The organism is Streptococcus timonensis (assembly GCF_047463455.1).
Lineage (GTDB): Bacteria > Bacillota > Bacilli > Lactobacillales > Streptococcaceae > Streptococcus > Streptococcus timonensis_B.
The window spans coordinates 188,185-204,664 of sequence record NZ_JASHDV010000003.1; the positions used below are offsets into that span (position 1 = coordinate 188,185).

Annotated in this window: 14 protein-coding genes and 1 pseudogene; all 15 read left to right on the forward strand. The window is 40.0% G+C overall.

Features of this window, described 5'->3' with window-relative positions:
- The first annotated feature begins 1 nt into the window (after nucleotide 1).
- Nucleotides 2-1,033: a 3-deoxy-7-phosphoheptulonate synthase gene (locus tag QM847_RS06270; protein WP_414354593.1), complete on the forward strand. Its 1,032-nt coding sequence runs from the start codon at nucleotides 2-4 to the stop codon at nucleotides 1,031-1,033.
- A 9-nt stretch (nucleotides 1,034-1,042) separates the two neighbouring features.
- Nucleotides 1,043-1,441 carry a holo-ACP synthase gene (gene acpS / locus QM847_RS06275; RefSeq protein WP_414354595.1) on the forward strand — a complete coding sequence of 133 codons (399 nt, stop codon included), beginning with the start codon at nucleotides 1,043-1,045 and terminating at the stop codon, nucleotides 1,439-1,441.
- Entirely contained in the window at nucleotides 1,431-2,534 is a 1,104-nt protein-coding gene (gene alr, locus QM847_RS06280) for an alanine racemase (protein WP_414354597.1), read from the forward strand. Before acpS ends, alr begins: the two co-directional genes overlap by 11 nt.
- Nucleotides 2,535-2,559: 25 nt before the next feature.
- The gene (recG, locus tag QM847_RS06285) at nucleotides 2,560-4,575 is read left to right on the forward strand and encodes an ATP-dependent DNA helicase RecG (protein ID WP_414354598.1); all 2,016 of its coding nucleotides are present in this window, start codon (nucleotides 2,560-2,562) and stop codon (nucleotides 4,573-4,575) included.
- Nucleotides 4,576-4,864: 289 nt separating this feature from the next.
- Nucleotides 4,865-5,350 (forward strand): acyl-CoA thioesterase, encoded by a 486-nt coding sequence (locus tag QM847_RS06290; protein WP_006154562.1) that lies wholly within the window; start codon nucleotides 4,865-4,867, stop codon nucleotides 5,348-5,350.
- Between the two features lie 229 nt (nucleotides 5,351-5,579).
- A complete protein-coding gene (locus QM847_RS06295) occupies nucleotides 5,580-6,563 on the forward strand; it encodes an alpha/beta fold hydrolase (RefSeq protein WP_414354599.1) in 984 nt (327 codons plus the stop codon).
- A 257-nt stretch (nucleotides 6,564-6,820) separates the two neighbouring features.
- A complete protein-coding gene (locus tag QM847_RS06300) occupies nucleotides 6,821-7,519 on the forward strand; it encodes an N-acetylmannosamine-6-phosphate 2-epimerase (protein WP_414354601.1) in 699 nt (232 codons plus the stop codon).
- A gap of 125 nt (nucleotides 7,520-7,644) precedes the next feature.
- The gene (locus QM847_RS06305; RefSeq protein ID WP_414354603.1) at nucleotides 7,645-8,979 is read left to right on the forward strand and encodes an ABC transporter substrate-binding protein; all 1,335 of its coding nucleotides are present in this window, start codon (nucleotides 7,645-7,647) and stop codon (nucleotides 8,977-8,979) included.
- 231 nt (nucleotides 8,980-9,210) lie between these two features.
- Nucleotides 9,211-10,077: a carbohydrate ABC transporter permease gene (locus tag QM847_RS06310; protein ID WP_075566090.1), complete on the forward strand. Its 867-nt coding sequence runs from the start codon at nucleotides 9,211-9,213 to the stop codon at nucleotides 10,075-10,077.
- A gap of 16 nt (nucleotides 10,078-10,093) precedes the next feature.
- The gene (locus QM847_RS06315) at nucleotides 10,094-10,933 is read left to right on the forward strand and encodes a carbohydrate ABC transporter permease (protein WP_250307614.1); all 840 of its coding nucleotides are present in this window, start codon (nucleotides 10,094-10,096) and stop codon (nucleotides 10,931-10,933) included.
- Between the two features lie 68 nt (nucleotides 10,934-11,001).
- Nucleotides 11,002-11,454: a YhcH/YjgK/YiaL family protein gene (locus QM847_RS06320; protein ID WP_414354605.1), complete on the forward strand. Its 453-nt coding sequence runs from the start codon at nucleotides 11,002-11,004 to the stop codon at nucleotides 11,452-11,454.
- Between the two features lie 20 nt (nucleotides 11,455-11,474).
- Nucleotides 11,475-12,125 carry a YesL family protein gene (locus QM847_RS06325; protein ID WP_414354607.1) on the forward strand — a complete coding sequence of 217 codons (651 nt, stop codon included), beginning with the start codon at nucleotides 11,475-11,477 and terminating at the stop codon, nucleotides 12,123-12,125.
- 164 nt (nucleotides 12,126-12,289) lie between these two features.
- On the forward strand, nucleotides 12,290-13,207 hold the full coding sequence (locus tag QM847_RS06330) for a dihydrodipicolinate synthase family protein (RefSeq protein WP_049548138.1): 918 nt from the start codon (nucleotides 12,290-12,292) through the stop codon (nucleotides 13,205-13,207).
- 15 nt (nucleotides 13,208-13,222) lie between these two features.
- Nucleotides 13,223-14,107, forward strand: a complete 885-nt coding sequence (locus QM847_RS06335) for an ROK family protein (protein WP_414354609.1) — start codon at nucleotides 13,223-13,225, stop codon at nucleotides 14,105-14,107.
- 194 nt (nucleotides 14,108-14,301) lie between these two features.
- Nucleotides 14,302-16,434 (forward strand): annotated as a pseudogene (locus QM847_RS06340) (alpha-L-fucosidase); the annotation flags it as partial.
- Nucleotides 16,435-16,480: the final 46 nt, after the last annotated feature.

The window sequence follows — 16,480 nt, forward strand, 5'->3', positions numbered from 1 at the left end:
GATGGTATTTATCGAAAAAGGTCAAGAAATCGATATTCAATCGATAAAGGCTGACACACAGCTATCTGCTGAAGCCTTACATCACAAGAATAAACGTGATCAAGAACTGGCAAATATTATTGCTGGTAAGGATGACCGTCTTTTATTGATATTAGGACCTTGCTCGTCGGATAATGAAGAAGCTGTTCTAGAGTATGCTCGTCGCTTATCTCGTTTACAGCAAAAAGTAGCCGATAAAATCTTTATGGTCATGCGTGTATACACAGCCAAACCTCGGACCAATGGAGATGGTTATAAGGGCTTGGTTCATCAGCCAGATACATCAAAAGCACCAAGTTTAATCAATGGCTTACAGGCAGTTCGCCATCTTCATTATCGGGTCATTACGGAGACAGGATTGACAACGGCAGATGAAATGCTCTATCCATCAAATTTAGTGATGGTCGATGATTTGGTGAGTTATCATGCGGTGGGAGCTCGGTCGGTTGAGGATCAGGAACACCGTTTTGTGGCCTCAGGTATTGATGCTCCAGTCGGTATGAAAAATCCAACATCTGGTAATCTAGCTGTTATGTTTAATGCTATCTATGCAGCGCAAAACAAGCAAACTTTCCTCTACCACGGACAAGAAGTAGAGACTTCAGGAAATCCTTTGGCACATGTCATTCTTAGAGGTGGCCTAAATGAGTATGGGGACAACAAACCCAACTTTTATTATGAGACCTTACTAGACTCTATTGAAGGCTATGAGGAGATGGGTTTAGAAAATCCATTTATTATCATTGATACTAATCATGATAATTCAGGTAAAGAATACCTAGAACAAATTCGTATTGTTCGACAAAGTCTTTTGAATCGTGAATGGAATGAAAAAATCAGGAAAACAGTTCGTGGATTTATGATTGAATCCTATTTGGAAGATGGACGTCAAAATCAGCCTGAAATTTTTGGATGTTCTATTACAGACCCTTGTTTGGGCTGGGATAAAACAGAATCCTTGGTAGAAGATATTTATGCTACTTTAACAAAATAAGAGAAAAGGATGGAGTTGGGGGGATCTCAACTCCTTTTGATAAAAATGATACTTGGACATGGAATCGATATTGAAGAGTTAGCTTCAATACAAGTGGCGGTTGAAAAAAGGGAAAGTTTTCCTCTGCGAGTCTTGACGGCAAAAGAGATGGAACGTTATACTAGTCTTAAAGGCCGTAAGCAAATTGAATATCTAGCGGGGCGCTGGTCTGCTAAGGAAGCTTTTGCCAAGGCTATGGGAACAGGAATAGGAAAGATTGGCTTTCAAGATTTAGAAGTCTTGAATGATGATAAAGGTGCCCCTTATTTTAACCAAGCTCCTTTTTCAGGGAAGATATGGCTATCCATCAGCCATACAAATCAGTTTGTGACAGCCAGTGTCATTTTGGAGGGAGATCATGAAAACTAGTCCACATAGACCGACCAAAGCTCTGATTAACCTTGGAGCTATCCGATATAACATCCAACAAATGGGAGCTCATATTCCACAAGGGACTCTTAAGTGGGCGGTCGTAAAAGCTAACGCATATGGGCATGGAGCAGTAGCAGTCGCTAAAGCTATCCAATCGGATGTAGATGGTTTTTGTGTCTCAAATATTGATGAGGCTCTGGAACTACGTCAGACAGGCATTACTAAGAAAATTCTTATTCTAGGCGTATCTGAGGTTGAGTCAGTTTCACTAGCGCAAGAATTTGATATTACCATGACGGTAGCAGGGCTAGAGTGGGTTGAGGGCTTATTAGCTAGTCATTCAGACCTATCTGGTTTGACTGTTCACCTCAAGATTGATTCAGGTATGGGACGAATCGGTTTTAGAGACGCTCAAGAAGCCCAAGAAGCTCAAGTTTTGCTTCGAGAACATGGGGCCTATGTTGAGGGGATTTTTACGCACTTTGCGACAGCAGATGAGCGGTCTGAGGCATACTTTGACCAGCAATTAAAGTGTTTCAAAGCGATTCTAGCAGAATTTAAAGACTTACCGGAACTGATCCATGCTAGCAACTCAGCAACGACTCTTTGGCATGCAGAAACAATTTTCAATGCAGTCCGGATGGGAGATGCCATGTATGGGCTCAATCCTAGTGGACGAGTCTTGGAGTTACCGTATGACTTGAAGCCGGCATTGAGCCTGGAGTCTGCTATTGTACATGTAAAAACGCTTCCAGCGGGGGTTTGTGTAGGCTATGGGGCTACGTATGAAACTGGTAGTGAACAAGTGATTGCTACACTGCCAATTGGCTATGCTGATGGTTGGACAAGAGATATGCAGAATTTCTCAGTTTTGGTGGATGGACAATTGTGCCCTATTGTGGGTCGAGTTTCCATGGATCAAATAACTATTCATCTACCTCATATCTATCCGTTGGGAACGAAGGTGACTTTGATTGGTTCAAATGGTGATAAGGAAATCACTACTACAGAGGTGGCGACCTATCGGGGGACTATCAACTATGAAGTTGTTTGCCTCCTAAGTGATCGCATCCCGAGAGAATATTATTAAGGACAAATAAGGAAAGGAGAGCAAGATGAATCTACATCAACCCTTACATGTCTTACCGGGTGTAGGGCCCAAATCAGCAGAAAAGTATGCTAAATTAGGCATTGAAAATTTGCAGGATCTCTTGCTCTACTTTCCTTTTCGTTATGAAGATTTCAAGAGCAAGCAGGTGCTAGAGCTGGAAGACGGTGAAAAAGCGGTCCTGTCTGGTCAGGTCGTAACTCCTGCCAGTGTCCAGTATTATGGTTTCAAGCGTAATCGCCTACGCTTTAGTCTGAAACAGGGAGAAGTTGTGTTTGCAGTCAACTTTTTCAATCAACCCTATCTAGCAGACAAGATAGAGCTCGGTGCTACCCTAGCAGTTTTTGGTAAGTGGGATCGTGCTAAAGCTAGTTTGACAGGGATGAAAGTCTTGGCTCAAGTCGAGGATGATCTTCAGCCAGTCTATCGTTTGGCTCAAGGAGTTAGTCAGGCAGGATTGGTCAAGGTTATTAAAACGGCCTTTGATCAGGGCTTGGATCTCCTACTGGAGGAGAATCTCCCTCAAACTTTACTAGATAAGTACAAGCTTATGCCACGTGGACAAGCTGTGCGTGCTATGCATTTCCCCAAGGATTTGGCGGATTATCGTCAAGCTCTTAGGCGGATTAAGTTTGAGGAACTTTTCTATTTCCAAATGCAATTGCAAACCCTCAAATCAGAAAATATGGTTCATGGTAGTGGCCTAGTCATAAACTGGTCTCGTGAAAAATTAGAAAAAGCGAGGGGAAGCCTGCCTTTTTCCTTAACTCCAGCTCAGGAAAAGAGTTTGGAAGAAATTTTGACTGATATGAGTTCTGATCGCCATATGAATCGTCTTCTACAAGGAGATGTAGGTAGTGGTAAGACAGTTGTTGCAGGACTAGCTATGTATGCTGCTGTGACAGCAGGCTACCAGGCTGCTCTGATGGTGCCAACAGAGATTTTAGCTGAACAGCATTTTGAGAGTTTACAGGAACTATTTCCGAATTTAAGACTAGTTCTTTTGACAGGCTCTTTAAAAGTTGGAGAAAAGCGGCAAGTTTTGGAAAAGATTGGCAAGGGTGAAGTTGATTTTATTATTGGAACCCATGCTCTAATTCAAGATGGTGTAGATTACGCTAGACTAGGTTTGATTATTATTGATGAGCAACACCGCTTTGGCGTAGGGCAAAGGCGCATCTTGCGAGAAAAAGGAGATAACCCAGATGTCCTCATGATGACGGCGACTCCAATTCCACGTACCCTGGCTATCACAGCTTTTGGAGATATGGATGTGTCTATTATTGACCAAATGCCAGAGGGGCGAAAACCGATTATTACGCGTTGGATTAAACATGAACAACTGCCTCAGGTTTTGACTTGGCTAGAGGGAGAAATTCAGAAGGGTTCTCAAGCCTATGTTATTTCTCCATTGATTGAGGAGTCTGAAGCTCTTGATCTGAAAAATGCTATTGCCTTATCAGAGGAGTTGACGACTCATTTTGCTGGAAAGGCAACAGTAGCCCTCTTACATGGAAAGATGAAGAGTGACGAAAAAGACCAGATTATGCAGGACTTTAAAGAGAAGAAGACCGATATTCTTGTTTCAACGACGGTTATCGAAGTTGGTGTCAATGTTCCAAATGCGACAGTCATGATTATCATGGATGCCGACCGTTTTGGGCTCAGTCAACTCCATCAGCTCAGGGGTCGAGTTGGTCGGGGGCATAAACAGTCATATGCTGTTCTTGTAGCTAATCCAAAGACAGATTCAGGTAAGGATCGTATGAGGATTATGACTGAGACTACAAATGGCTTTGTTCTTGCTGAGGAAGATTTAAAAATGCGAGGTTCTGGTGAAATATTTGGAACTAGACAATCAGGTTTACCAGAGTTTCAAGTTGCAGATATTATCGAAGACTTTCCAATTCTTGAGGAAGCTCGTAAGGTTGCTAGCTATATCAGCTCCCTCCCTAACTGGCAAGAGGATCCAGAGTGGCATATGATAGCTCTGAATCTACAAAAGAAAGAACATTTAGATTAAGCATTTTCTAAGAAAACTATAAGGTATGTTTTAGATAAGGTGCCTATACTAGAATCATCAAAAAGAAATAAGAACTCTCATATGATGATTAAGGTAAATGATTAAAAAACATTTCAAGTGAAACAAGTACCTTCTCCTAAATACTAAGAAAAAGAGCGGAAACGCTTTTTTTCTATAAAGTGAGCTTAGACTAGGAATTAAAATAATTATCGGACTAGTCTATTTACTATTGTGGTAAAGGTTGCTATAATGAAGAAAACTAATCAATACACTTCTGAAAGGAGTTCGCATGACATTAGAGACAAGAAATGTTGCAATTCAGGATACATACGGGGAAAGATTTCAACACTGTTGGGGTTGTGGACCTAAGAATGATTTAGGATTGCATTTGAAAACTTATCCAAGTGTAGAGGGCACAAGCTGCATTAGCCGTATCAAGGTAGACCAACAGTATACAGGAGGTGTCCCTGCAAATCTATTTGGTGGCATGATTGCTGTGATTTTTGACTGTCATGGAACAGCGTCTGCTGCATGGTTCGCTCATCATCAAAAGGGTTTGGAATTGACAGCTGAAACAGTTATCGGACGCTTCATCACAGCTCATTTAGAAGTTGATTATCTTAGCCCAACCCCAATTGACGATGAGATTGTCGTTACTTCAACATTGGAGGAACTAGGGGAAAGAAAAGCCATCGTTTCTATGGAAATGTCAGTGGCAGGTAAAGTGCGTGCAAAAGCTAAAATGGTTGCCGTAGCAGTTAAGGACAACATGTAAACGTATAGATAAGCTAGTGAGAGCAAGGATTTGCTCTCATTTTTAGTTGTGTGATATAAACTGAAAATTAATCACGGATTTTTAAGAAAGAGTCTACTTGAAACTACTTTTAGTCTAACTTGAAATGAAAGAATAACCTAAAAAAACTTTCTGATTTAAGGTCATTCTTGCATTGCATTTCTAGATGTGATACAGTTATGATAACGGTTACAAAAACAAGGAGAATTTTATGAGAAATCCAGCATTAATAGAAGAAATGAAAACTTATAGAGGGCGAGATGAAGTACCACTCGATTTTGACACTTTTTGGGATGGCGAGATTAAAAAGTTATCGGCCTTACCAGATTATCAATTAAAGGAGCGTGATTTTCATATTCCAAATGTTGAGTGTTACGAACTAACCTTTAAAGGAACTGGTAATGGAATCGTTTATGCAAGAGTTGTTTTGCCTAAACTAGATAAGAAGGTTCCTGTTATTTTCCATTTTCATGGATATATGGGCCGTGGTTGGGATTGGACAGATATGCTTGCCTATACCGTAGCAGGTTATGGTGTGGTATCCATGGATGTCAGAGGGCAGTCTGGTTACTCTCAAGATGGTATGTGTTCTCCTCTAGGGAATACCGTTAAAGGGCAAATTATTCGAGGAGCTGTAGCGGGAAAAGACCAGTTGTTCTTCAAGGATGTTTATCTAGATATTTATCAGTTGGTTGAAATTATTGCAAGTCTTCCTCGAGTTGATGAAGAACAATTATCTAGCTATGGAGCATCTCAAGGTGGGGCTTTAGCTATAATTGCAGCGGCTCTAAACCCAAAAATCAAGCGTACAGTTTCCATCTATCCATTCTTGTCTGACTTTAGACGAGTGTTAGAGATTGGTAATACTAGTGAAGCTTATGATGAGCTCTTTAGATATTTCAAATTTCATGATCCTTTCCATGAAACGGAAGAGAAGATTATGGCAACCTTGGGTTATATCGATGTGAAAAACTTTGCCCATCGTATTAAGGGTGAGGTTCGCATGATTACGGGACTTGATGATGATGTCTGCTACCCAATCACTCAGTTTGCTATTTACAATCGTCTAACCTGTGAGAAGAGCTACCGTCTTATGCCTGAATACGCGCATGAGGCTATGAATGTTCATGTCAATGATCAAGTTTATAATTGGTTGTGTGGTAGTGAAATACCTTTTACCTATGTAGGGCAATAGAATAGTTTTGAATATCCCTATAGCTTCGATTGAAGTGGGGGCTATAGTACAACAGAATTGAGTTTAAATATAGATGTGCTAGTTGATAAATCTGTTTTTTATAAATAAAAAAAACAGTAGCAACTGAAACTACTTTCAGAACAAATTGTTACACAACATTATTTTGAAACTTCAATCTATTGTATAACAAAATATTGAAAGCGTTTTAAAAATAGTATATAATGAGAACATAAGAAAAGAGAAAAGGAGGAAAGTGGATGCCAAAAATTACAAAAGAAGCTTTGATTGAGCAGATTAAAAATGGAATCATCGTTTCTTGTCAGGCACTTCCTCACGAACCGCTTTATACAGAAGCGGGAGGGGTAATTCCCTTGCTAGTCAAAGCGGCTGAGCAAGGTGGAGCAGTAGGTATCCGGGCTAATAGTGTCCGAGATATCAAAGAAATTAAGGAAGTAACCAAACTTCCAATTATAGGGATTATCAAACGTGATTATCCTCCGCAAGAACCATTCATCACTGCCACTATGAAAGAGATTGATGAATTAGCAGAACTTGACATCGAAGTAATTGCTCTTGATTGTACCAAACGAGAACGTTATGATGGTTTGGAAATTCAAGACTTTATCCGACAAGTCAAAGAAAAGTATCCGGATCAACTTTTGATGGCTGACATCAGTACCTTCGAAGAGGGATTGACAGCAGTAGAAGCAGGAATTGATTTTGTCGGTACAACCTTATCAGGCTACACATCTTACAGTCCAAAAGTAGATGGCCCAGATTTTGAATTGATTAAGAAGCTCTGTGATGCAGGGGTGGACGTCATCGCAGAAGGAAAAATTCATACACCAGAACAAGCCAAGCAGATCCTAGGTTACGGGGTGCGTGGAATTGTTGTCGGTGGAGCCATTACTAGACCAAAAGAAATCACGGAACGTTTTGTTTCGGGTCTTAAGTAACACAATCTTTAAAAAGTTGAGGAGAGTGGTTGATGAGTAGACAAAAATGAAAACGTATACAATAACAATGTTTCCCATTATCCAAATTGGATATCGTCATTATAAATAAATTTAGGAGAATACATATGAAATTCAGAAAATTAGCTTGTACAGTACTTGCAGGTGCTGCAGTTCTATCTCTTGCTGCTTGTGGTAAAACAGACACTAACAAAGAAGCAGCTAAATCAGGTGGCGACTCTGCTGCTGCAACTACAGAAATTACTTGGTGGGCATTCCCTGTCTTCACACAAGAAAAAACTGGTGACGGTGTTGGAACTTATGAAAAATCTATCATCGAAGCTTTTGAAAAAGCAAATCCAGATATTAAAGTTAAGCTAGAAACAATCGACTTCAAATCTGGACCTGAAAAAATCACTACAGCAATCGAAGCTGGAACTGCTCCAGACGTACTCTTTGACGCACCAGGACGTATCATCAATTACGGTAAAAATGGTAAATTGGCTGAGTTGAATGACCTCTTCACAGACGAATTTGTTAAAGATGTAAACAATGATAATATCATCCAAGCAAGTAAAGCTGGTGATAAAGCTTACATGTATCCAATTAGTTCTGCACCATTCTACATGGCTATGAACAAGAAGATGTTGGAAGATGCTGGTGTAGCTGACCTTGTTAAAGAAGGTTGGACTACAGATGACTTTGAAAAAGTTTTGAAAGCTCTTAAAGACAAAGGATACACTCCAGGTTCATTGTTCAGTTCTGGTCAAGGGGGAGACCAAGGAACACGTGCCTTCATCTCTAACCTTTACGGTGGCTCTGTAACAGATAAAGAAGTAACTAAATACACAACTGACGATCCTAAATTCGTTAAAGGTCTTGAAAAAGCAACTAGCTGGATTAAAGATGGTTTGTTGAACAACGGTTCACAATTTGACGGTGGTGCAGACATCCAAAACTTTGCAAATGGTCAAACATCATACACAATCCTTTGGGCACCAGCTCAAAACGGTATCCAAGCTAAATTATTGGAAGCAAGTAAAGTTGAAGTGGTAGAAGTTCCATTCCCATCTGATTCTGGTAAACCAGCTCTTGAATACCTTGTAAACGGATTTGCAGTATTCAACAACAAGGATGAAAAGAAAGTTGCTGCAGCTAAGAAATTCATCCAATTCATCGCTGATGATAAAGAGTGGGGTCCTAAAGACGTAGTTCGTACAGGAGCATTCCCAGTTCGTACTTCATTTGGTAAACTTTACGATGACAAACGTATGGAAACAATCAGTGGTTGGACTAAATACTACTCTCCATACTACAACACAATCGATGGATTCGCTGAAATGAGAACTCTATGGTTCCCAATGTTGCAAGCAGTATCTAATGGTGACCAAGAACCTGCTGCAGCTTTGAAGACATTCACTGAAAAAGCAAACGAAACTATTAAAAAAGCAGCTAAAAAATAAGTCCTAAATAAACCTTACAGTCCCCCCTTTTCCCTGTGAACATTCGTACACGAAAAGGGGGACTTTTGTTTGAAAATGTAAGCAACTGACAAATCAAAATTAAAATGAAGTTCTTACATAGGCTTATCGTGGAAAAAATTTCATTTTGATTTTACATCAATGTCAGGTGACAAACAAAATAATAAAATAATTGAAAGTGAGGTACCGACAGTGAAAGTCAATAAAATTCGTATGCGGGAAACAGTGATTTCCTATGCTTTCTTAGCACCAGTGCTAATCTTCTTTACTGTATTCGTTTTAGCTCCAATGATTATGGGGTTCATCACTAGTTTCTTTAACTATTCGATGACAAGCTTTGAATTTATAGGATTGGACAACTATATCCGTATGTTTAAAGACCCAGTCTTTGTAAAGTCTTTAATCAATACCGTTATCTTGGTTATTGGTTCTGTACCTGTAGTTGTACTCTTCTCGCTCTTTGTAGCATCGCAAACTTACCAACAAAATGCTGTTGCTAGATCTTTCTATCGTTTCGTCTTCTTCCTCCCTGTTGTAACAGGTAGTGTTGCCGTAACGGTTGTATGGAAATGGATTTATGATCCTCTATCAGGTATTTTGAACTTCGTGCTTAAGTCAAGCCATATCATTAGCCAAAACATTTCTTGGTTAGGAGATAAAAACTGGGCTTTGATGGCGATTATGATTATTCTTTTGACAACATCAGTTGGTCAACCAATCATTCTTTACATCGCAGCAATGGGAAACATTGATAACTCTCTTGTTGAAGCAGCGCGTGTCGATGGAGCAACTGAATTACAAGTTTTCTGGAAGATCAAATGGCCAAGCCTTCTTCCAACAACTCTATATATCGCAATCATCACAACCATCAACTCATTCCAGTGTTTCGCTTTGATTCAGCTTTTGACTTCCGGTGGTCCAAACTACTCAACAAGTACACTTATGTACTACCTATACGAAAAAGCCTTCCAATTGACTGAGTATGGCTATGCCAATACAATTGGTGTATTCTTAGCAGTTATGATTGCCATTGTCAGCTTTGTTCAATTTAAAGTACTTGGAAACGACGTAGAATACTAATAGAAAGGAGACAGCTATGCAATCTACACAAAAGAAACCTTTAACAGCCTTCACTGTTATTTCAACCATCTTCTTGCTTTTATTGACTGTACTGTTTATCTTTCCATTCTACTGGATTTTGACAGGTGCATTCAAATCACAACCGGATACCATTATGATTCCACCACAATGGTTCCCTAAAGCTCCAACTATGGAGAACTTCCAACAATTGATGGTGCAAAACCCAGCAATCCAATGGATGTGGAACTCAGTATTCATTTCATTGGTAACAATGTTCTTGGTTTGTGCCACTTCATCCCTAGCTGGTTATGTATTGGCTAAGAAACGTTTCTATGGACAACGCATTCTCTTCGCTATCTTTATCGCTGCCATGGCTCTTCCAAAACAAGTTGTTCTTGTACCATTGGTACGTATTGTCAACTTCATGGGAATCCATGATACTCTTTGGGCAGTTATCTTGCCTTTGATCGGATGGCCATTTGGGGTCTTCCTCATGAAACAGTTCAGTGAAAACATTCCTACAGAATTGCTCGAATCTGCTAAAATCGATGGATGTGGTGAGATTCGTACTTTCTGGAGCGTAGCCTTCCCTATTGTGAAGCCAGGATTTGCAGCTCTTGCAATCTTTACCTTCATCAATACATGGAATGACTACTTCATGCAGTTGGTTATGTTGACTTCACGTCAAAACTTGACTATCTCACTAGGGGTTGCAACCATGCAGGCTGAAATGGCAACCAACTATGGATTAATCATGGCAGGTGCTGCCCTTGCAGCTGTGCCAATCGTAACAGTCTTCTTAGTATTCCAAAAATCATTTACTCAAGGTATTACTATGGGAGCGGTTAAGGGTTAATCGAGAGTATTTGATTATTTTGATACATTCTACAATTAGAAATAGTATCATAGAGAAGAGAGTAGAATATGATTTTTGATGATTTAAAAAATATAACCTTTTACAAAGGACTTCATCCGAATTTAGATAAGGCTATTGATTATCTTTATGAACACCGCAAAGATACTTTCGAATTTGGAAAGTACGATATTGACGGAGACAAGGTCTTTCTAGTAGTTCAAGAAAATGTTCTCAATCAAGAAGAAAATGATCGCTTTGAATACCATAAAAACTATGCAGACTTGCATTTGTTGGTTGAAGGGCATGAATACTCAAGTTACGGTTCTCGTGTTAAGGACGAGGCAGTAGCATTTGATGAAGCTAGTGACATCGGCTTTGTTCACTGTCACGAACAATACCCACTTTTGTTGGGTTATCACAATTTTGCAGTCTTCTTCCCAGGGGAGCCTCATCAGCCAAACAGTTATGCAGGTATGGAAGATAAGGTTCGCAAGTATTTGTTTAAAATTTTAATCGATTAGTAAGTTAGGAGGAGCAAGCAATGGCACAAAAGGGCTCAGGATTAATTAAAGCAGCATTTGATACTGATAATTTTCTCATGCGTTTTAGTGAGAAAGTCTTAGATATTGTGACGGTTAATCTACTCTTTGTTGTGTCTTGTTTGCCAATTGTGACTATTGGGATAGCCAAGATTAGTCTTTACCAAACAATTTTTGAAATCAAGAACAGTAGACGAGTTCCAGTATTTAAAACCTATATTAGAGCCTTTAAACAAAATTTAAAATTAGGTCTGCAATTGGGTCTACTGGAGTTGGGAATTGTTCTGATTAGTGTTCTTGATCTATATCTGTTTTGGGGACAAGAAGGTCTTGCATTTCAGTTGCTGAAAGTGATCTGTCTAGGGATTTTAATCTTCCTGACCTTAGTGATGCTAGCAAGTTATCCTATCGCAGCTCGTTATGAATTAGCATGGAAAGAGGTTCTTCAGAAAGGTTTGCTTCTAGTAAGCTTTAACTTTCCTTGGTTCTTCCTCATGCTTGCAATCCTCTTCTTAATTGCTATGGTTCTATATCTATCAGCATTTACTCTTCTACTTGGTGGTTCGGCATTTTTACTATTTGGATTTGGGCTTCTTGCTTTTTTGCAGGCTGTATTAATGGAAAAATTGTTCGCAAAGTATCAAGCTGAATGAAATAGGTATGAAACTACTTTCAATTGTAAAAATTTTCAAACAGCAAGAAGAAATTAAAATCTAAGTGGCCGGGAGATATTGAAAGCCATTTTTACAAGGTGTATACTAATACAGTGAAAATTAATCTGCCCAGTGCAGAAAATAAGAAATCTTAGGAGAAATCTATGTCAGATTTGAAAAAATATGAAGGTGTCATTCCAGCCTTCTATGCATGTTATGATGATGCGGGAGAAGTTAGCCCAGAACGTACTCGTGCCTTGGTACAATACTTTATTGATAAAGGTGTTCAAGGGCTTTATGTCAACGGTTCTTCAGGTGAATGTATCTACCAAAGCGTAGAAGACCGCAAATTGATCTTGGAAGAAGTGATGGCAGTTGCTAAAGGCAAGTTGACTATCATTGCTCACGTGGCTTGCAACAATACTAAAGACAGTATTGAACTGGCTCGTCATGCAGAAAGCTTGGGAGTAGATGCTATTGCAACAATCCCACCAATTTACTTCCGCTTACCTGAATACTCAGTTGCAAAATACTGGAACGACATCAGCGCTGCAGCTCCAAACACAGACTATGTCATCTACAACATTCCCCAATTGGCTGGTGTTGCTTTGACTCCAAGTCTTTATACAGAAATGTTGAAAAACCCACGTGTTATCGGTGTTAAGAACTCTTCAATGCCAGTTCAAGATATCCAAACTTTTGTCAGCCTTGGTGGCGATGACCATATCGTCTTTAACGGTCCAGATGAGCAGTTCTTAGGCGGACGTCTTATGGGAGCAAAAGCGGGTATCGGTGGTACTTATGGTGCTATGCCAGAACTCTTCTTGAAACTCAACCAATTGATTGCAGATAAAGATCTAGAAACAGCACGTGAATTGCAGTATGCAATCAACGCTATTATCGGTAAATTAACTGCAGCCCATGGAAATATGTACTGTGTCATTAAAGAAGTCTTGAAAATCAATGAAGGACTTAACATCGGATCAGTTCGTTCTCCACTTACACCAGTGACCGAAGAAGATCGTCCAGTTGTTGAAGCAGCTGCGGCATTGATTCGTGAAACTAAGGAGCGTTTCCTCTAATCAACAGGAGGCTTTATGACTAATTACGTTGCAATTGATATTGGTGGAACTAATATCAAGTACGGTTTGATTGACCAAGATGGACAACTTGTAGAGTCTCATGAAGTTCCAACTGAGGCGCACAAGGGTGGTCCACACATCTTACAGAAAACAAAAGATATCGTAGCTAGCTATCTAGAAAAAGGAACGGTGTCAGGTGTAGCTATTTCCTCTGCGGGAATGGTTGATCCTGATAAGGGTGAAATCTTCTATGCCGGTCCGCAGATTCCAAATTATGCAGGAACTCAATTTAAAAAAGAAATTGAAAGTAGCTTTGGAATCCCATGTGAGATTGAAAATGATGTCAACTGCGCAGGTCTTGCAGAAGCCGTTTCAGGATCAGGAAAAGGAGCAAGTATTACCCTTTGCTTGACTATCGGAACTGGTATCGGTGGTTGTTTGATCATTGATGGACAAGTTTTCCATGGCTTCAGTAATTCTGCCTGTGAAGTTGGTTATTTGCATATGCAGGATGGTGCTTTTCAAGATTTAGCCTCTACGACAGCACTTGTTAAGTATGTGGCCGATGCACATGGTGATGAGGTAGAACAGTGGAATGGTCGCCGAATTTTCAAGGAAGCAACCGAAGGTAACAAACTCTGTATGGAGGGGATTGACCGCATGGTAGATTACCTTGGAAAGGGTCTCGCTAATATATGTTATGTTGCCAATCCAGAAGTTGTCATCCTTGGTGGTGGCATCATGGGACAAGAAGCAATTTTGAAACCTAAAATTCGGAAGGCTTTGAAAGATTCGCTTGTTCCAAGTTTGGCAGACAAGACTCGACTTGAGTTTGCACATCATCAGAATACTGCTGGGATGCTAGGTGCATATTATCATTTCAAAACAAAACAATCCTAAATTGGCAAGGCCAATTTAGGATTTTTAAATAAAGGCAAATACTAACTTGCTTACTGATGGCAAGGTATCTTGCATTTTTGACTTCGATATAGTATATTTAAGTTAATTCAAATATATATCAGTAACCCCAATAGATATGGACTAAAGGAGAGCAATCATTGACCTATAATCAACAAGAAAAATATAACAGTAAAGTAAGCTCCCCTGAGGATCAAGAAACAGAAATTACGGCCTTTGGACCACTTCCGAACAAGGCTCAATTGGACTACCACAAGGAAGAATTGGCTGCCTTCATCCACTATGGTATGAATACCTATACTGATTCTGAGTGGGGGGATGGTCAAGAAAATCCTCAAAATTTTAATCCGACTAACCTTGATACAGATCAGTGGATTAAGACTTTGAAGGATGCTGGATTCAAACGAACAATCATGGTTGTCAAACACCATGACGGATTTGTAATCTATCCTTCTCAATACACAAAACATACCGTAGCTGCTAGTCCGTGGAAAGATGGTAAGGGAGACCTTCTCGAAGAAATCTCTAAATCAGCAACTAAGTATGACATGAATATGGGTGTTTACTTATCACCATGGGATGCTAACCATCCTAAATACCACGTTGCAACTGAGAAAGAGTACAATGAATACTATCTCAACCAACTCAAGGAAATCCTTGACAATCCTCAATACGGTAACAATGGTAAATTCATTGAAGTATGGATGGACGGTGCGCGTGGTAGCGGAGCTCAAAAAGTAACTTATACCTTTGATGAGTGGTTCAAGTACATCAAGGAAGCTGAAGGAGATATCGTTATCTTCTCTGCTCAACCAACAAGTGTTCGATGGATCGGTAATGAACGTGGTATCGCCGGAGATCCAGTTTGGCATAAGGTCAAGAAAGCTAAAATCACTGATGATGTGAAGAATGAATATCTCAACCATGGAGATCCAGAAGGAGATATGTACTCAGTTGGTGAAGCAGACGTTTCTATCCGCTCAGGTTGGTTCTACCATGACAATCAACAACCAAAATCAATCAAAGATTTGATGGATATCTACTTCAAGTCTGTTGGTCGTGGAACGCCACTTCTCCTCAATATTCCACCAAACAAAGAAGGTAGATTCGCTGATGCAGATGTGGCTCGTTTGAAAGAATTCCGAGCAACCTTGGACCAAATGTATGCAACTGACTTTGCTAAGGGTGCAACTGTAACTGCAAGCTCTACTCGTAAGAATCACTTGTATCAAGCAAGTCACCTAACAGATGGTAAGGATGATACCAGCTGGGCACTAGCGAATGATGCTAAGACAGGAGAATTCACTGTTGATCTAGGTCAAAAGAGACGCTTTGACGTAGTTGAACTCAAAGAAGATATTGCTAAAGGTCAACGAATCTCTGGATTCAAGGTTGAAGTTGAACTCAACGGTCGTTGGGTACCATACGGTGAAGGTTCAACTGTTGGTTATCGTCGCCTTATCCAAGGTCAACCAGTAGAAGCACAAAAGATTCGCGTGACCATTACTGGTGCACAAGCGACTCCAATCTTGACAAACTTCTCTGTTTATAAGACACCAAGTAGTATCGAGAAAACAGATGGTTACCCTCTCGGACTAGATTACCATTCAAATACCACAGCTGATAAAGAAAATACAACTTGGTATGACGAATCTGAAGGTATCCGCGGAACATCTATGTGGACTAACCAAAAAGATGCTAGCGTTACCTACCGTTTCACTGGAACAAAAGCATATGTAGTGTCTACAGTTGATCCAAACCACGGTGAAATGTCAGTTTACGTGAATGGTCAAAAGGTTGCAGACGTGCAAACCAATAATGCAGCTCGCAAACGTAGCCAGATGGTTTATGAAACAGATGACTTGGCTCCAGGTGAACATGCCATCAAACTCGTTAACAAGACTGGAAAAGCCATTGCAACTGAAGGCATCTACACGCTCAACAATGCCGGCGAGGGTATGTTTGAGATGAAAGAAACAACTTATGAAGTTCAAAAAGGTCAACCAGTTACTGTAACCATTAAGCGTGTTGGTGGTAGTAAAGGAACAGCAACAGTCCATGTCGTAACAGAACCAGGAACAGGGGTTCATGGTAAAGTGTATAAGGACACAACAGCTGACTTGACCTTCCAAGATGGTGAAACTGAGAAAACAATCACTATTCCAACGATTGACTTTACAGAGCAAGCTGATTCCATCTTTGATTTCAAGGTGAAAATGACCAACGTTTCTGATAATGCTCTTCTTGGATTCGCTTCAGAAGCAACGATTCGAGTGATGAAAGTAGGTTTGCTTTCAAAAGAGAATTGAGTTTTGATAAATTTGTTATAAGCACATTTGAGTGATAAAAAAATCC

Coding starts and splice junctions, on each gene's coding strand:
- QM847_RS06270 (WP_414354593.1), top strand. CDS start 2: ATGGTATTTATCGAAAAAGGTCAAGAAATCGATATTCAATCGATAAAG.
- acpS (WP_414354595.1), top strand. CDS start 1,043: ATGGAGTTGGGGGGATCTCAACTCCTTTTGATAAAAATGATACTTGGA.
- alr (WP_414354597.1), top strand. CDS start 1,431: ATGAAAACTAGTCCACATAGACCGACCAAAGCTCTGATTAACCTTGGA.
- recG (WP_414354598.1), top strand. CDS start 2,560: ATGAATCTACATCAACCCTTACATGTCTTACCGGGTGTAGGGCCCAAA.
- QM847_RS06290 (WP_006154562.1), top strand. CDS start 4,865: ATGACATTAGAGACAAGAAATGTTGCAATTCAGGATACATACGGGGAA.
- QM847_RS06295 (WP_414354599.1), top strand. CDS start 5,580: ATGAGAAATCCAGCATTAATAGAAGAAATGAAAACTTATAGAGGGCGA.
- QM847_RS06300 (WP_414354601.1), top strand. CDS start 6,821: ATGCCAAAAATTACAAAAGAAGCTTTGATTGAGCAGATTAAAAATGGA.
- QM847_RS06305 (WP_414354603.1), top strand. CDS start 7,645: ATGAAATTCAGAAAATTAGCTTGTACAGTACTTGCAGGTGCTGCAGTT.
- QM847_RS06310 (WP_075566090.1), top strand. CDS start 9,211: ATGCGGGAAACAGTGATTTCCTATGCTTTCTTAGCACCAGTGCTAATC.
- QM847_RS06315 (WP_250307614.1), top strand. CDS start 10,094: ATGCAATCTACACAAAAGAAACCTTTAACAGCCTTCACTGTTATTTCA.
- QM847_RS06320 (WP_414354605.1), top strand. CDS start 11,002: ATGATTTTTGATGATTTAAAAAATATAACCTTTTACAAAGGACTTCAT.
- QM847_RS06325 (WP_414354607.1), top strand. CDS start 11,475: ATGGCACAAAAGGGCTCAGGATTAATTAAAGCAGCATTTGATACTGAT.
- QM847_RS06330 (WP_049548138.1), top strand. CDS start 12,290: ATGTCAGATTTGAAAAAATATGAAGGTGTCATTCCAGCCTTCTATGCA.
- QM847_RS06335 (WP_414354609.1), top strand. CDS start 13,223: ATGACTAATTACGTTGCAATTGATATTGGTGGAACTAATATCAAGTAC.